Below are 15,559 nucleotides of genomic sequence, written 5' to 3'. Positions count from 1 at the left end.
GTTCGTATATTTTATATAAATCGTTTTAATGAAAAAAGCTCTAAAAATCTCTGGAATTTCCTTACTTGTTATTATTACGTTTTTTGTAACCTCTCCATATATATTTCAATCGCAAATTAAAGAATTGGTAAAACGCTTTATTAATGACAATTTAAATGCCCAAGTAGAGTTTAGCGATGTAACCCTAAGTTTTATAAAAAGTTTCCCAGAAGCACACGTAAATATTTACGATTTGGCAATTACTAATTTTGAACCTTTTAAGGGTGATACTTTGGTAAGCGCACCAAAAATAGCCTTTACCATGTCGGTTAGAGAGTTATTTAAAAACCCAGATGAACCACTTATTATCAACTCTATAACAGTAACCAAGGCATTAGTTAATTTAAAAACGAATGCTAAAGGAAAATCTAATTATGATATTACCAAAGAAACTGAAAATGAAGCGACTGAAACAAGTAGCTTTACGTTCGATATTCAAGATTATCAAATAAAAAATAGCACGATTAATTATTTAAGTGAAGAATCAAAAATAGCATTCATCATTTCAGAACTTAACCATAAAGGAAAAGGCATATTTTCAGCAAACAAATCGGAACTAGATACAAAAAGTGAAGCAAACGTTAGTTTCACTATGGATAGCACCAATTATTTAAACAAAAACCCTATAAAATTAGACGCTTTAATTGGTTTAGATTTAGAAAATAGCAAATACACCTTCAAAGAAAACAAAGGATACATTAATCAATTGCCAATAAAATTCAACGGTTTTGTTCAATTACTTGAAACAGGACAAGATGTTGATATTACATTTGAAAACCCAGAATCATCATTCAAAAACTTTTTAGCTGTAATACCAGAAACCTATTCAAAAAACATTGAAAATGTTCAAACAACTGGCGATTTCAAAATAAAAGGCATCATAAAAGGTTTAGTTACAGATGAAACCATTCCGAAGTTAGATATCAGCATCAAATCAAACAATGCGTCGTTTAAATACCCAAGCTTGCCAAAAAGTGTAGAAAACATTGTAATTGATACTGAAATTAAAAATACAACAGGCTACGTAAAAGACACGTATGTAGCTATAAACACTCTTGATTTTAAAATTGATGATGATGTTTTTAAATCGTCTGCAACCATAAAAAACATTACAGGCAACATGCTAGTTAATGCCAATATTGATGGTGTTATTAATTTAGAAAACATAGCCAAAGTATATCCTGTAGATTTTAAAACGCCTTTAAGCGGTATTTTAAAAGCTACTGTAAACACTGCTTTTGATATGGATGCTGTTGAAAAAAATGCATATCAACGTATTAAAATTAGTGGTACTTCAAGTCTTACCAACTTCAATTATGCCGAAGGTTTTAAAAACCCAATAGCAATCTCTGAAGCTGCTTTAACTTTCAATCCTGAAACCATTTCATTAAACACTTTTAAAGCAACCACAGGTATAAGTGATATAAACGCAACAGGTACTATTAAAAACTTACTAGGGTTTATGCTTAGTAACAAAACCTTGCAAGGAAATTTCAACCTAAACTCAAATACTTTTGCGGTAAATGATTTTATGACTGATGACGTTGCTGAAGAAACAAAAACAGAAACCAACAAAAAAGCAGCTAGTAAACCAACTACAAAAACAGCATCTATAAAAATACCTGCATTTTTAGATTGTACTATAAATGCCCAAGCTAATACGGTTGTTTATGATAATTTACAGCTAAAAAATGCTAAAGGCACTTTGGTAATTAAAGATGAAGAAGTAAAATTACAAAACTTTACAACCAATTTATTTGATGGTAAATTAGCACTATCTGGCGTTGTTTCAACAAAAAATGAAACACCTACATTTAATATGGATTTAGGCATTAATAGTTTTGACATTGCCAAATCGTTTGAAGGTATGGAGTTGTTTCAAAAACTAGCACCTTTGGCTAAAATAATTCAAGGAAAACTAAATACAACTTTGAATTTAAAAGGCAACCTAACAGACGATTTTACACCAAATTTAAACAGCTTATCTGGTGCTGCGTTGGCAGAAATTTTATCTTCTACAGTAAACCCAGCAAGTGCCGAATTAATAACAAAATTGGGTAGCTCTTTAAATTTCATAGATTTCAAAAAAATTAATTTAAATGACTTAAAAACAAAATTCGAATTTAATGATGGTAAAGTGAGTGTAAAACCATTTAAAATTAAATATCAAGATATTGACATTGAAATTGCTGGTTCGCATGGGTTTGACCAAACCATGACTTATAACGCCATATTTAATGTGCCTGCAAAATATTTAGGTAACGATGTTACAAACTTAATTGCTAAAATAGATGATGCTTCGGCAAAAAACATTACCATTCCTATTACTGCAAATATTACTGGTTCGTACACAAATCCATCTGTAAAAACAGATTTAACTAGTGGTGTTACCAACCTAACAAAACAATTGGTTGAAATCCAAAAACAAAAACTTATAAATCAAGGTAAAGACAAAGCAAGTAGTATGCTTAACGATTTAATTGCTGGTAATAAGTCTAAAAAAGATTCGGCTTCAACAGCCCAAACAAATGCTGTAAAAGATGTATTGGGTAGCATTGTTGGCGGGAATAAAACAGCAACGGATACTACCAAAACAAAAACAACAACAAAAGATGCAGTAAAAAATGCACTTGGAGGCTTGTTAAGTGGTAAGAAAAAGGTAAAAGACACAACTAAATAGCCGTTTTTACAATAATTTTTGCATTTTTTTAATAAAACATCGTAATTATTAGGTTTTCTCAATAAAAAAGTTAAGTTGTAGGTAGTATTAATCTATAACTTAAATATAATATATGAGGCAATTAAAAATTACGAAACAAGTTACCAACAGAGAATCTAAATCGCTTGATAAATATCTTCAAGACATAAGTAAAATTCAATTAATTACAGCAGACGAAGAAGTTGAATTAGCACAAAAAATACGAGAAGGAGACCAACGCGCTTTAGACAAACTTACTACTGCTAACTTACGATTTGTAGTTTCGGTTGCAAAACAATATCAAAACCAAGGCTTAACATTGCCCGATTTAATAAACGAAGGCAATGCAGGTTTAGTGAAAGCCGCCAAACGTTTTGATGAAACCAGGGGTTTTAAATTCATTTCGTATGCTGTTTGGTGGATTCGTCAAGCTATTTTACAAGCTTTAGCAGAACAATCTCGAATTGTTAGACTACCTTTAAACAAAATTGGTTCTATCAACAAAATAAATAAAGCTTACGCTACTTTAGAGCAAACCCATGAACGAGCACCAAGTGCAGAAGAAATTGCTAATAGTTTAGAGCTTACCTTAAGTGATGTTAAACAATCTATGAAAATTTCTGGTCGTCATGTATCTATGGATGCGCCTTTAAAAGAAGGAGAAACCTCAACGCTTTACGATGTTGTAAGCGCAAACGAATCGCCTAGACCAGATGTTAAGCTTATGGAAGACTCGTTAAATACAGAAGTAAACCGAGCTTTAAACATGCTTTCTGATAAAGAAGCTGAAGTAATTCGCCAATACTATGGAATAAACAGTAAGCATTCTATGAGTTTGGAAGAAATAGGTGAAGCTTTTGGATTAACCAGAGAACGCGTTAGACAAATAAAAGAAAAAGGTATTCGCAGATTACGACATACTTCAAAAAGTAAAGTATTAAAAACATATTTAGGATAAACCTACGTATTCAAATCAATAAATTTAAAAACAATACATGTTAAAAATTATTATTAAAGATGGCGAAAATATAGAACGTGCCTTAAAACGATACAAAAGAAAACACCGCAATATTAAAGTAATGCAAAATTTAAGAGATGCACAGTTTTTTACGAAGCCGTCTGTAAAACGACGTAGACAAATTCAAAAGGCATCTTATATTCAAAACTTGAGAGATCAGGAAGATATTTAGACTTTAGACAAAACTATATAAATCCCATTTGCATTAAAATTGTGAATGGGATTTTTTTTATTTAGACAATACTAATAGCTACAACCAAACCTTCATTGGCACGAATATTAAAAACCGTATCGTCTTCAAACATTAAATATTGTCCTTTGATGCCTGTAAGCTTACCCGAGTAGGTTTGTTCCTTTATCAAGTTTAAACTATTTGGTTTTACAGGATACTTTTCAACAGGAAAATCTAAATTGGTTTCCGTATTGGTTTCAATAAAATAATCCTTTGCTTCATCAGGAATGTATTGCTTCAACTTGTCGCGCCATTGCACTAAATCTTCATCTACAATATCGTTTTTAAGCATGGTGCGCCAATTGGTTTTATCACTTACATAATCTTTTAAAGCAACCTCGGTAATACCAGCCAAATAACGGTTTGGCACTTCAACAATTTCAATAGCTTCATGCGCACCTTGGTCTATCCAACGCGTTGGCACTTGGCTTTTTCTGGTTACACCTACTTTTACATTGCTGGAATTTGCTAAATACACAATATGCGGTTGCAGTTGTACTTTCTTTTCGTAAGCTAAATCGCGGTCTTCTTTATCTAAATGCGCGGTACTAAGTTCAGGACGCATAATCCAATCGGCAGCTTGTGGAATTTCAAAAAAACAACTTTTGCAAAATCCTTGTCGGTAAATAGGCTTATCCAAACGGCAATTTAAACATTGGTATTTAACAAATTGAATTGTAATTGTTTTACCTAGTAACTGGTTCATATTTAAAAAATCGTTTTCAAACACCAAATAGTATTCAATAGGACTTGAAAATTCTGTTTCCATTTTTGTTAAAACACCTTGGTAGGTCATAAAAAAAAGTATTATTTTTAGAAAATTTAAATATAAAACAAATATGCCAATCCCTATAGTAAATTCCATTGCTTCTTGGTTTTTAAAAAAACGCTTTCACCAAATTGAATTGTTTTTAAAATACCCTAATGAAGTACAAAACGAATTACTATTAGAACTTTTAGACATTGCTAAAGACACACAAATTGGTAAAGAATACGATTTTGCTTCTATAAAAAACTACCGAACATTTGCAGAACGCATTCCCATAAAAAACTATGATGGTTGGCAAGATGTAATTGAACGCTCTATGAAAGGTGAAACCAATTTATTTTGGCCAACACCTATAAAATGGTTTGCAAAATCCAGTGGTACAACGCGTGCTAAAAGTAAATTTATTCCTGTAAGCATGGAATCGCTTGAAGATTGCCATTATGCTGCTGGCAAAGATTTACTTTGTATGTATTTTAACAACAATGAAAACTCCCAATTATTAGCTGGAAAAAGTTTACGCTTAGGCGGAAGTAAAGAGTTGTACCGAGAAAACGGAACTGTTTTTGGCGATTTGTCGGCTATTTTAATTGATAATATGCCTTTTTGGGCCGAATTTAGCAGTACGCCAAGTAACAAAGTATCGCTAATGAGCGATTGGGAACATAAAATGCAAGCCATAGTAAATGAAACTATGAATGAGAACGTTACAAGTCTTGCTGGCGTACCGTCGTGGATGCTTGTTTTACTAAATAATGTTTTAGAAACTACAGGAAAACAGAATTTACATGAAGTTTGGCCAAATCTGGAAGTTTATTTTCATGGCGGTGTAAGTTTCACACCTTACAAAGACCAATACAAAAAAATACTACCAAAAAAGGATTTCAAGTATTATGAAATTTACAATGCTTCGGAAGGTTTTTTTGCCATTCAAGACCAAAACAATTCCAACGAATTATTATTAATGCTCGATTATGGCATTTTTTATGAGTTTATCCCTATGGATATTTATGCCACAGAAGCTGAAAAAGCCATTCCGCTTAGCGAGGTAAAACTAAATCAAAACTACGCCGTTATTATTACAACCAATGCGGGTTTATGGCGTTATAAAATAGGTGATACTATTAAGTTTACATCGTTAAGTCCTTACAGAATTAAAGTTTCTGGAAGAACAAAGCATTTTATAAATGTGTTTGGTGAAGAGTTAATTATTGAAAACGCAGAAGAAGCACTAAAAAAAGTATGTAAAAAAACAAAAGCTGAAATTGTAGATTATACTGCAGCACCCATTTTTATGGAAGGTAAAGAAAAAGGTGCACACGAATGGCTAATTGAATTTAAAACACCACCTAAAGACATTAATTATTTTAATGAATTATTTGACAATGCCTTAAAAGCATTAAACTCTGATTATGAAGCAAAACGCTACAATAACATTACGCTAAACAAACCTAAAATACACATTGCCCGAAAAAATTTGTTTTACGATTGGCTAAAACAAAATAATAAATTAGGAGGGCAACACAAAGTACCACGACTTTCAAACACCCGTTTGTATTTAGACGATTTAATAAAGCTAAATACTTAAAACACTTCAAATTAGCACTTAACGATTAAAAATGTTTTTGGTCTAAGAAATTTTTTATTAGCATGAGTTCGGTAATATATTTAGAGTCTAATTAACCATTAATCCCTCTAAAATGAAACCAACCTTCTCAATTTTCATTTGCCTTATTTCGCATGCGTTATTTTGCCAAGGACCTTCAAACTTTATTGCATCTAATAATACTTCTTATAAAACCATCCTTTCTAAAGCAGAAGCAATTGGAGCAAACGGCTTTAACTTCGAACTGTTAGATGCCGGTGTAAATAGTCAATATTCCGAGTTTGGTTCTGGGTTTTTTAGAAACAAACTAATTATGGTATCTTCAAAAAAACTTGGTGCGTTTGCAAAAATAGACCCAAATACAACTGAAGCCTATAAAGATTTATTTTGTTTGGATATTTCTTCAAACGGTCAATTAAGCTTACCTCTATTATTTTCAAGAATTTTAAACACAAGTGATAGCGAAGATTTATTAGCTTTTACACCAGACCAAAAAACCGTTTATTATACAAGAAGCAGCAGTGATAATTCACTTGAATACAAGTTATACAAAGCGCATTTAGAGTCGGATTCTCACGGTAATTGGGTAAATGAAACATTGTTAGATATTAACAAAAATGGTGTATCAATTGAAACCCCATTTATTAATTCTAGTGGAGATAAATTATATTTTTCTTCAAACATGGAAGATTCAATTGGAGGCTTTGACCTTTATGTATCTGATATAAATGCTGATGGAAGTTTAAGCACACCTAAAAACTTAGGCAATACAATTAATACACCTTTAAATGAAAAATACCCATCGCTATCAAAAGATGGAAAATACCTGTATTTTTCTTCGCAAGGACATGAAAACATAGGTGGATACGATTTGTTTGTTAGCAAAATTCTATCTTCAAGTTATAAATTACCTAGAAATATGGGTAACACCATTAATTCATCATATGATGAAGTTGCTTACTTTTTAGCCAATAAAAAAGATGGTTATGTATCATCAAACAGACCAAATGGCAAAGGCGGTTTCGATATTTATACTGCAACTAACGAAGAAATTATTCAAACCATAAAAGGTAAAGTTTTAGATTTAGAAACTAAAATTAAACTACCAAATACCGTTGTTATTTTAAAAGACGAAGAAGGCAATGAAATTGCCAGAACACTTACCAAAGAAGATGCTACTTACCAATTTGACGTAACACCTTTTGAATCGTATAACATTACAACATTAAAAGACGGGTTTAAAGAAGGTGATTTTGAGTTTTTAGCTGATAGAAATTATAACACAGCTTACACGAAAGACCTAAACCTATTAACAACTGAACCTGTAATTGCAAAAGTTGACGAAGAGTTAAGAATTGTGATTGAAAACATTTATTTTGATTTTGCTAAATATAGTGTAAAAGAAGAATCTCATATTTCATTAAACAAAATTATTAAAGTACTTAAAGAAAACCCAGATATGAAGCTTGCTATAAATGCACATACTGATAATGTTGGTAAAGATTCATACAACTTAAATTTATCAAACAAACGTGCTGCATCGGCAGTTAAATATTTAATAAATAACGGCATAAGCAAAGACCGTTTAACATCTAAAGGCTTTGGAGAATCAAAACCACTGGTAGATTGTAAAAATAATTGTAGTGATGAAGATTTACAAGCAAACCGACGTGTAGAATTTGTAATTTTAGATTAAAGCTTTTTACTATTATCGACTAAAAACACATAGAAAAAGTAATTAAACGAGTATTTCGTCTTATCATCTAAAAGGCAACTAAAAAGCATTGTAAGGAATAAAAATAAATATACTTTTAACGAAGTTTTAAAAACAGAATGACAAAATCCTCGTAATGTCTTTTATTAATTAACATCCATAAAAAATAAAAAACCACGCTAATTAGCGTGGTTTTTTTATATCTATATAATTATGTTAACTATGAAACTGCTTTTAACTTTTTTAAAGTGGTTTTAATCAACTTATCTTCAACATAATTCTTAGTTACATTTAAATGCTTATCATTACTACTAGGTAATTCAAACATAGCATCTGTTAATATTTCCTCACAAAGTGAACGCAAGCCTCTTGCTCCTAATTTGTATTCAATAGCTTTATCTACTATATGATCTAGAGCACCATCAGTAATTGTAAACTCAATTTCATCCATTGAGAATAGTTTTTGGTATTGCTTTATTATAGCATTTTTAGGCTCAGTAAGTATAGCTCTTAATGTTTTCGCATCTAACGGATCCATATAAGTTAGTACTGGTAAACGCCCAATAATTTCTGGTATTAAGCCAAAATCTTTTAAATCTTTAGGTATGATGTATTGTAGCAAGTTGTCTTGGTCTACAACTTCATCAGATTTTGATGCGCTGTAACCAACTGCTTGCATATTTAAACGTTTTGAGATGTGACGCTCAATACCATCAAAAGCACCACCTGCAATAAATAAAATATTTTCGGTATTTACTTCTATGAATTTTTGGTCAGGATGCTTACGTCCACCTTTTGGTGGCACATTAACAATAGTGCCTTCTAAAAGCTTTAAAAGTGCCTGCTGAACACCTTCACCAGAAACATCTCTTGTTATAGATGGATTATCACTTTTACGTGCAATTTTATCAATTTCATCAATAAAAACGATGCCTTTTTCTGCCTTTTCTAAATTATAATCTGCAGCTTGTAATAAGCGTGTTAAAATACTTTCTACATCTTCACCTACATAACCAGCTTCTGTTAAAACAGTTGCATCAACAATAGCTAATGGTACATTTAACATTTTTGCAATGGTTTTTGCTACTAAGGTTTTACCTGTACCTGTTTGCCCAACCATGATGATATTACTTTTTTGAATTTCAATATCGTCTTTGGTTACGGGTTGTAATAAACGTTTATAATGATTATATACTGCAACAGACATCACTTTTTTGGTCATGCTTTGCCCTATAATATACTCATCAAGAAAATCCTTAATTTGTTGTGGTTTGCGCAGTTTTAATTCGGCAGATAAATCGCTACTATCGTTTTGTTTTGATTCTTCTAATACAATACCGTGTGCTTGCTCTATACATCTATCGCATATATGAGCATCTAATCCTGCTATTAATAAATTCGTTTCTGGCTTTTTACGACCGCAAAACGAACATTCCAGTTCTTCTTTTGCCATTAATCTTTATCTCTTTAGGGAATAAATTATTATAAATCACTCTATAACAATTCTTTAAAATTACGAATTTTTATTTAATTACGTGCTAAAATCTCATCAATCATACCGTATTCCTTAGCTTTATCAGCTTTCATCCAGTAATCTCTATCACTATCAGCATACACTTTATCGTAATCTTGTCCAGAATGCTTACTAATAATTTTATAAAGTTCTTCTTTTAAAATAAGAATTTCTCTTGCTGTAATTTCAATATCACTTGCTTGTCCTTGTGCGCCACCTAATGGTTGATGAATCATAACACGTGAATGCGTTAAACCACTACGCTTGCCTTTAGCGCCTGCGCATAATAATACTGCACCCATTGATGCCGCCATACCTGTACAAATGGTTGCTACATCTGGTTTTATAAATTGCATGGTATCATAAATACCCAACCCTGCATACACACTTCCACCCGGTGAATTGATATATATTTGAATATCTTTTGAAGCATCGGTACTTTCTAAAAACAATAGTTGTGCTTGAATAATATTAGCTACTTGGTCGTTTATGGCTGTTCCCATAAAAATGATGCGGTCCATCATTAAACGAGAAAACACATCAAAAATAGCAATATTCATTTGGCGTTCTTCAATAATATTTGGTGTTAAGCTAGTTGGATACATACTACTTATGATTTTGTTATAGTATGTACTGCTTATGCCTTGATCTTTTATAGCGAATTTTTCAAATTCTTTTGCGTAATCCATAATTGTTACTTGTTGTTGTTTTAAGTTAAATCCTTAATATTCAGTTGAGTGATTTCAAAAAATTATTTAAAAATTATTTTCTAATTTTTTGAAGCTAAATGTACTCAACAAATTAGGCGCTACAATTGTTAAATTATAGCGCCTAAATATAATGAATTATTCTTTAAAGGCACAGTATTATTTGTGTCCGTAAACTTCTTTAACAAAGTTTTCGTAGCTTAATTCTTTTACTTTGAAGTTTGCTTTTTCTTTGTAAAGTGATAATAATTTTTGACTTACTAATTGCTCTGAAATACGACGTGCTTCATCTTGATTTGATAAAATACGTGCAGCAATGTTATCCAATTCTTCGTCAGAAGGATTCATTTGCCCAAATTGTGCCATTTGCGCTTTTATCATCTCTCTTGAATGATTTTTAATATCATCCATCGTTATTTGAATATTATTATCTGTAATTAACTTACCTTCAATCAATTGGTAGCGTAAGCTTTTTTCAGATTTCTCATATTCTTCTTTTGCTTGTTCACTGTCTAGAGGTTGTTCGCCTGCTGTTTGCATCCATTTTTGTAAAAATGACGCTGGCAAATCAAACTTGGTGTTTTCAACTAAATATTCAGTAACATCATTTAAAAATTTCTGATCTGCTTGTTGAGCAAATTGCTTTTCAGCATCTTCTTTTATTTTATCTTTTAATTCTGTAACCGATGTAACAACATCTTTGCCAAATAATTTATCAAACAAATCTTGGTCTAAATCTGCTAACTCACGTGTATTGATTTCAGAAATTGTAAATGTTACTTCAATATCTAAACCATGAATATCATCATGACCTAATTTTAATGCGTGCATTAATTCATGCTCATCATCATACAATCCTTTTGTTTGTAATGTAATTACATCGCCCGTTTTTGCGCCAATAAATAATTTTTCAGTAGCTTTTCCTTTAAATTTATCTAAAGTTAAGGTTACTTTATTTTCAATTTCGCGTTCTTCATTTTTAAAAACACCAGTAATTTCACTTTCTTTTTCAACTACAGATTGCGAAATTAATTTACCATATTGTTTTTGAATACGCTCAACTTGTTCGTTAATCATTTTATCATCAGCAACAATATTGTATTGCGTAATGGCTTCTTTACCTTTCAAAGTCACTTCAAATTCTGGTGCTAAACCTAATTCAAATTCAAATGAAAGTGTATCAGCATCCCAATTTATTGTATCTTGTGGTTTTGGTAATGGTTGCCCTAAAACATCTAATTTTTCTTCTGTAAGATATTTATTTAATGCGTCTTGTAATAGTTTGTTAACTTCATCAACTAATACTGCCTTTCCGTATTGTTTTTTCACCATTCCCATTGGCACTTGCCCTTTTCTAAAACCAGGAATGTTTGCTGTTTTTCTGTAATCTGTTAAGATTTTCTCCACTTTAGCGCTATAATCTTCTTTAGCGATATCTACTTTTACTACAGCATTTAATGCATCAACGTTTTCTCTTGTAATATTCATTTTTAAATGATATGAGCCTTTTTACAGGCATTTAACGATATAAGTTTGTTTTAAAACTACGATTATTTGTAATTAAAATCGGGTTGCAAAAATATAACATTTTTGCAACCCGACAAAGTTTTTAACAGCTTGATTGTAAGCTATTTTTTGTCTTCTTTTAAAAGCGAATGTAGTAATGATTGAAGTATAGAAAGCAAAATGCTAAATAATACAGCTGTCCAAATACTATTTACAGTAAAGCCATCTATCAATTTATCGGCTAGCAAAATAATTAATGCGTTTATTATCAGTAAAAATAAGCCTAATGTAACTATGGTAATTGGTAGAGTTAAAATTATCAAAATAGGTTTTACCAACACATTTAGAACCGCCAAAACTACGGCTACAATAATAGCATTTACATATACATCGCCAGATAACGTTACTCCAGGTAAAAAATGTGCTAAAACAAATACCGCCAAAGCAGTTAAAAGCAGTTTAAGAATTGTAGTCATGATGATTTGTTTTTAATAAAAATACAAAATATTTAATTAAACAAACTGCATCACAGCATCAAAAAAGTCTTTTGGGTTTTCAGCATGCAGCCAATGACCAGCGTTTGCTATTGTAGCAATTTTTGCATTGGGAAAGTGATTTATTATAATACGTTCATCATCAATTCCTATGTATTCTGAACGATCGCCACGTAAAAACAAGGTGTCTTTTTTAAAAGTAGCTTGAGATGGTAGCGGTTCGCCAACTTCGGCAACTTCTTCTTTTAAAACTTCTAAATTCATACGTAAGCCCAATTTGCCTTTTTCAACCCAATACAGGTTTTTAAGTAAAAATTGACGCGTGCCATAATCGGAAATATAACTACTTAACACACTTTCTGCTTCGCCTCTACTTTTAATAACATCAAAATTTAAAGCACTCAATCCGTTTAAAATACCGTCGTGATGTACAGGGTAAAAACGTGGTGATATATCGGCAATTATTAATTTAGAAACTAATTCTGGGTATTTTGTAGCGAACAACATAGCTGTTTTTCCGCCCATGGAATGCCCAAGTAATATGATATTTTGAAGTTTATGTGAATCGCAATACACTTTTAAATCTTCAACCAGAACTTCATAACTAAACGCATCGCTATGAAAGCTTTGACCATGATTACGCTGATCTACCAAATGAACTTCATAATCTTGTTCACTAAATTGAACACCCAGTGTTTTCCAATTATCACTCATGCCTAAAAACCCATGAAGAATAACAAATGGCTTGCCTTTTCCTAATATATTTGAATGTAAAAGCATTTTTTGATTAATGAATTTTGATTATCGATTTATGATTTTTTTGAACTATTTAAGTTTATGAAGATACATTTGAATAACGTTTTCTATACCCAAATATAAACTTTCGGCTATTAAAGCATGCCCAATAGAAACTTCTAGTAAATTAGGAATGTTTTCTTTAAAAAATTGAATATTATCGAGTGATAAATCGTGTCCTGCATTAATGCCTAAACCCAATTTGTTAGCCAATTCAGCGCAAGCGGTATATGGTTTTATAGCACTTTTATTTCCTAAACTGTATTGGTGTGCAAAAGCTTCGGTGTATAATTCAATTCTATCGGTTCCAGTTGCTTTTGCGCCTTCAATTTGACTTAAAACTGGATCAACAAAAATAGAGGTTCTAATGCCGTTTTGTTGAAATTCTTTAATCACATCAACTAAAAAATCTTTGTGTTTAAGTGTATCCCAACCCGCATTACTTGTTATGGCATCTTCGGCATCGGGCACTAAGGTTACTTGTGTAGGTTTTACTTTTAAAACCAAGTTTAAAAACGAATCTACCGGATTTCCTTCAATATTATACTCTGTATAAACTACTGGTTTTAAATCGTGTGCATCTTGGTAGCGAATATGGCGTTCATCGGGTCTTGGGTGTATGGTTACGCCTTCAGCACCAAAGCGTTGCACATCTTTTGCAAACTGAACCACATTAGGCACATCGCCACCTCTTGAGTTTCTTAAAGTTGCTATTTTGTTAATATTTACACTTAACTTTGTCATGTATTACTGTTTTGAAAGGCAAAAATACAAAGTAGAACAGGCTTATATGCTTTTTTTTTGATTAATTTGCAATGATTTAAATAGGACAATGAAACTATCAGAATTTATTATAAACGATATAAAGCCATTAAATAGCACAAGCAAAATAAGCGATTTGCAACAACTATTTAATCAGTTAACCTATTCGCACATTCCTATTCAAGACAATAATAAAGTGTATTTAGGATGTTTTTCTGAAACGGATGCGCATTGTTTTGAAAGTGACAAAGCCGTTGAAGATTATAAATATGCTATTGAAGATTTTTTTGTGCGCGATACCACCATTTGGCTTGATGTTTTAGAGGCATTTGCAAAAAATTCAACCAATATCATGCCTGTTTTAAATAGCCAAAACACGTATTTGGGTTACTATGAATTAAAAGAAGTTATTAATTTATTTAGCGATTCGCCGTTTTTCTCTGAACAAGGTGGCATTTTAGTGGTTGAGAAAGGCATTAACGATTATTCTTTTAGTGAAATATGCCAAATTGTAGAATCCAACAATGGCAGATTGCTAGGTGCTTTTATATCTAAAATGAAACCAGACTTGGTTCAAATTACATTAAAAATAGGTAATACAGGGCTAAATGATATTATCCAAACGTTTAGACGCTACAGCTATAGTATAGTTTCTGGACATGAAGAAGATAGCTATATAGAAAGCTTGAAAGACCGTTCAGACTATTTAAATAAATATTTAAGCATATAAACACATGAAGGTTGCCGTATTTGGACGATTTTACAATGAAACTACAACAACATCGGTTGAACGGTTATTCGATTATTTATTAAAAAAACATGCCGATGCTTACATTGAAACCGAGTTTTTTAATTTAATAAAAAAAGAAGCACCAAATTTTGATGATTATAAATCGTTTAAAACCTTTGACACTTTAGATAAATCGTTCGATTTTCTAGTAAGTGTTGGAGGCGATGGTACTATTTTACGCGCCATTATTTTTGTAAAAGATATGGATATTCCTATCATTGGCATAAATACTGGCAGATTAGGTTTTTTAGCAACCATACAAGTAAATCAAATAGAAAAAGCCATTCAAAACATTATTGACGGCAAATATAAAATATCCGAACGCAGTTTACTTTCTGTTGAAACAACACCAAGTAACAATGAAATTTCATCGCTTAACTTCGCATTAAATGAAGTAGCTGTAAGCAGAAAAAACACCACATCCATGATTACCGTTGAAACCTATTTAAATGGCGAATACCTAACATCGTATTGGAGTGATGGTTTAATTGTTTCAACACCAACAGGCTCCACAGGCTATTCACTAAGTTGTGGCGGTCCAGTAATTACACCAGATACCAACAGTTTTGTTTTAGCACCTATTGCACCACATAATTTAAGCGCTAGACCTTTAATAATTCCCGATTCTACAGAAATTCAATTAAAAGTTGAAGGACGTGAAGAAAGCCATTTAATATCCCTAGACTCAAGAATTGCGACTCTAGAAAATGGTACCATAATCAAAATTAAAAAAGCCGATTTTAAAATTAAAATGATAGACCTTTTAGACGAAAGCTTTTTAGATACACTTCGAAAAAAACTACTTTGGGGTGAAGACAAGCGCAATTAAACAATAATTTAGCATAAATGCTGTTTTACACTAATACAATTTAGTTCAAATAGCTTTAGGCTAATCTTATTTATTATATTTGCAAACTTT

The 15,559-nt window shown here is 31.6% G+C and carries 14 protein-coding genes; 7 read left to right on the top strand and 7 right to left on the bottom strand.

Annotation, left to right across the window (positions count from 1 at the left end):
- The first annotated feature begins 28 nt into the window (after window positions 1-28).
- The 3 genes from ACFQ1R_RS04295 to rpsU all read left to right on the top strand — a co-directional run bounded on the left by ACFQ1R_RS04295 (window position 29) and on the right by rpsU (window position 3,927).
- Complete coding sequence (locus ACFQ1R_RS04295; RefSeq protein WP_379924873.1) at window positions 29-2,719, top strand: AsmA-like C-terminal region-containing protein; 2,691 nt, start codon at window positions 29-31, stop codon at window positions 2,717-2,719.
- A 112-nt stretch (window positions 2,720-2,831) separates the two neighbouring features.
- Window positions 2,832-3,695 (top strand): sigma-70 family RNA polymerase sigma factor, encoded by an 864-nt coding sequence (locus tag ACFQ1R_RS04290; RefSeq protein WP_379924872.1) that lies wholly within the window; start codon window positions 2,832-2,834, stop codon window positions 3,693-3,695.
- 37 nt (window positions 3,696-3,732) lie between these two features.
- Entirely contained in the window at window positions 3,733-3,927 is a 195-nt protein-coding gene (gene rpsU, locus ACFQ1R_RS04285; RefSeq protein ID WP_379924871.1) for a 30S ribosomal protein S21, read from the top strand.
- A 61-nt stretch (window positions 3,928-3,988) separates the two neighbouring features.
- Here rpsU and ACFQ1R_RS04280 read toward each other — a convergent pair whose 3' ends face one another.
- Window positions 3,989-4,783 carry a DUF2797 domain-containing protein gene (locus ACFQ1R_RS04280; protein WP_379924870.1) on the bottom strand — a complete coding sequence of 265 codons (795 nt, stop codon included), beginning with the start codon at window positions 4,781-4,783 and terminating at the stop codon, window positions 3,989-3,991.
- A gap of 43 nt (window positions 4,784-4,826) precedes the next feature.
- Between ACFQ1R_RS04280 and ACFQ1R_RS04275 the strand changes: the two genes are divergently transcribed.
- Entirely contained in the window at window positions 4,827-6,341 is a 1,515-nt protein-coding gene (locus ACFQ1R_RS04275) for a GH3 auxin-responsive promoter family protein (protein ID WP_379924869.1), read from the top strand.
- Window positions 6,342-6,453: 112 nt separating this feature from the next.
- Window positions 6,454-8,055: an OmpA family protein gene (locus ACFQ1R_RS04270; RefSeq protein ID WP_379924868.1), complete on the top strand. Its 1,602-nt coding sequence runs from the start codon at window positions 6,454-6,456 to the stop codon at window positions 8,053-8,055.
- A 238-nt stretch (window positions 8,056-8,293) separates the two neighbouring features.
- On the opposite strand, the gene clpX is transcribed toward ACFQ1R_RS04270, so the two are convergent.
- The 6 genes from clpX to ACFQ1R_RS04240 all read right to left on the bottom strand — a co-directional run bounded on the left by clpX (window position 8,294) and on the right by ACFQ1R_RS04240 (window position 13,832).
- Entirely contained in the window at window positions 8,294-9,526 is a 1,233-nt protein-coding gene (gene clpX / locus ACFQ1R_RS04265) for an ATP-dependent Clp protease ATP-binding subunit ClpX (RefSeq protein ID WP_379924867.1), read from the bottom strand.
- Between the two features lie 74 nt (window positions 9,527-9,600).
- The gene (gene clpP, locus ACFQ1R_RS04260; protein ID WP_379924866.1) at window positions 9,601-10,275 is read right to left on the bottom strand and encodes an ATP-dependent Clp endopeptidase proteolytic subunit ClpP; all 675 of its coding nucleotides are present in this window, start codon (window positions 10,273-10,275) and stop codon (window positions 9,601-9,603) included.
- Window positions 10,276-10,452: 177 nt separating this feature from the next.
- Window positions 10,453-11,781, bottom strand: a complete 1,329-nt coding sequence (gene tig / locus ACFQ1R_RS04255) for a trigger factor (protein WP_379924865.1) — start codon at window positions 11,779-11,781, stop codon at window positions 10,453-10,455.
- A gap of 140 nt (window positions 11,782-11,921) precedes the next feature.
- Window positions 11,922-12,275 carry a phage holin family protein gene (locus ACFQ1R_RS04250; RefSeq protein ID WP_379924864.1) on the bottom strand — a complete coding sequence of 118 codons (354 nt, stop codon included), beginning with the start codon at window positions 12,273-12,275 and terminating at the stop codon, window positions 11,922-11,924.
- Between the two features lie 36 nt (window positions 12,276-12,311).
- A complete protein-coding gene (locus ACFQ1R_RS04245; RefSeq protein ID WP_379924863.1) occupies window positions 12,312-13,073 on the bottom strand; it encodes an alpha/beta fold hydrolase in 762 nt (253 codons plus the stop codon).
- Window positions 13,074-13,118: 45 nt separating this feature from the next.
- Window positions 13,119-13,832, bottom strand: coding sequence for a pyridoxine 5'-phosphate synthase (locus ACFQ1R_RS04240; RefSeq protein WP_379924862.1), 714 nt, complete (start codon window positions 13,830-13,832; stop codon window positions 13,119-13,121).
- An 88-nt stretch (window positions 13,833-13,920) separates the two neighbouring features.
- Here ACFQ1R_RS04240 and ACFQ1R_RS04235 point away from each other — a divergent pair, with 88 nt between their 5' ends.
- Together ACFQ1R_RS04235 and ACFQ1R_RS04230 are read left to right on the top strand one after the other, a co-directional pair.
- On the top strand, window positions 13,921-14,580 hold the full coding sequence (locus ACFQ1R_RS04235; RefSeq protein WP_379924861.1) for a CBS domain-containing protein: 660 nt from the start codon (window positions 13,921-13,923) through the stop codon (window positions 14,578-14,580).
- A gap of 4 nt (window positions 14,581-14,584) precedes the next feature.
- Window positions 14,585-15,469 carry an NAD kinase gene (locus ACFQ1R_RS04230; RefSeq protein ID WP_379924860.1) on the top strand — a complete coding sequence of 295 codons (885 nt, stop codon included), beginning with the start codon at window positions 14,585-14,587 and terminating at the stop codon, window positions 15,467-15,469.
- Window positions 15,470-15,559: the final 90 nt, after the last annotated feature.

Origin of the sequence: Mariniflexile jejuense (genome assembly GCF_042675665.1) — a bacterium.
GTDB lineage: Bacteria > Bacteroidota > Bacteroidia > Flavobacteriales > Flavobacteriaceae > Mariniflexile > Mariniflexile jejuense.
This window is presented reverse-complemented; position numbering and strand designations above follow the sequence as displayed.

Excerpts from the sequence above, each read along its gene's own strand:
- ACFQ1R_RS04295 (WP_379924873.1), top strand. The coding sequence starts at position 29 with ATGAAAAAAGCTCTAAAAATCTCTGGAATTTCCTTACTTGTTATTATT.
- ACFQ1R_RS04290 (WP_379924872.1), top strand. The coding sequence starts at position 2,832 with ATGAGGCAATTAAAAATTACGAAACAAGTTACCAACAGAGAATCTAAA.
- rpsU (WP_379924871.1), top strand. The coding sequence starts at position 3,733 with ATGTTAAAAATTATTATTAAAGATGGCGAAAATATAGAACGTGCCTTA.
- ACFQ1R_RS04280 (WP_379924870.1), bottom strand. The coding sequence starts at position 4,783 with ATGACCTACCAAGGTGTTTTAACAAAAATGGAAACAGAATTTTCAAGT.
- ACFQ1R_RS04275 (WP_379924869.1), top strand. The coding sequence starts at position 4,827 with ATGCCAATCCCTATAGTAAATTCCATTGCTTCTTGGTTTTTAAAAAAA.
- ACFQ1R_RS04270 (WP_379924868.1), top strand. The coding sequence starts at position 6,454 with ATGAAACCAACCTTCTCAATTTTCATTTGCCTTATTTCGCATGCGTTA.
- clpX (WP_379924867.1), bottom strand. The coding sequence starts at position 9,526 with ATGGCAAAAGAAGAACTGGAATGTTCGTTTTGCGGTCGTAAAAAGCCA.
- clpP (WP_379924866.1), bottom strand. The coding sequence starts at position 10,275 with ATGGATTACGCAAAAGAATTTGAAAAATTCGCTATAAAAGATCAAGGC.
- tig (WP_379924865.1), bottom strand. The coding sequence starts at position 11,781 with ATGAATATTACAAGAGAAAACGTTGATGCATTAAATGCTGTAGTAAAA.
- ACFQ1R_RS04250 (WP_379924864.1), bottom strand. The coding sequence starts at position 12,275 with ATGACTACAATTCTTAAACTGCTTTTAACTGCTTTGGCGGTATTTGTT.
- ACFQ1R_RS04245 (WP_379924863.1), bottom strand. The coding sequence starts at position 13,073 with ATGCTTTTACATTCAAATATATTAGGAAAAGGCAAGCCATTTGTTATT.
- ACFQ1R_RS04240 (WP_379924862.1), bottom strand. The coding sequence starts at position 13,832 with ATGACAAAGTTAAGTGTAAATATTAACAAAATAGCAACTTTAAGAAAC.
- ACFQ1R_RS04235 (WP_379924861.1), top strand. The coding sequence starts at position 13,921 with ATGAAACTATCAGAATTTATTATAAACGATATAAAGCCATTAAATAGC.
- ACFQ1R_RS04230 (WP_379924860.1), top strand. The coding sequence starts at position 14,585 with ATGAAGGTTGCCGTATTTGGACGATTTTACAATGAAACTACAACAACA.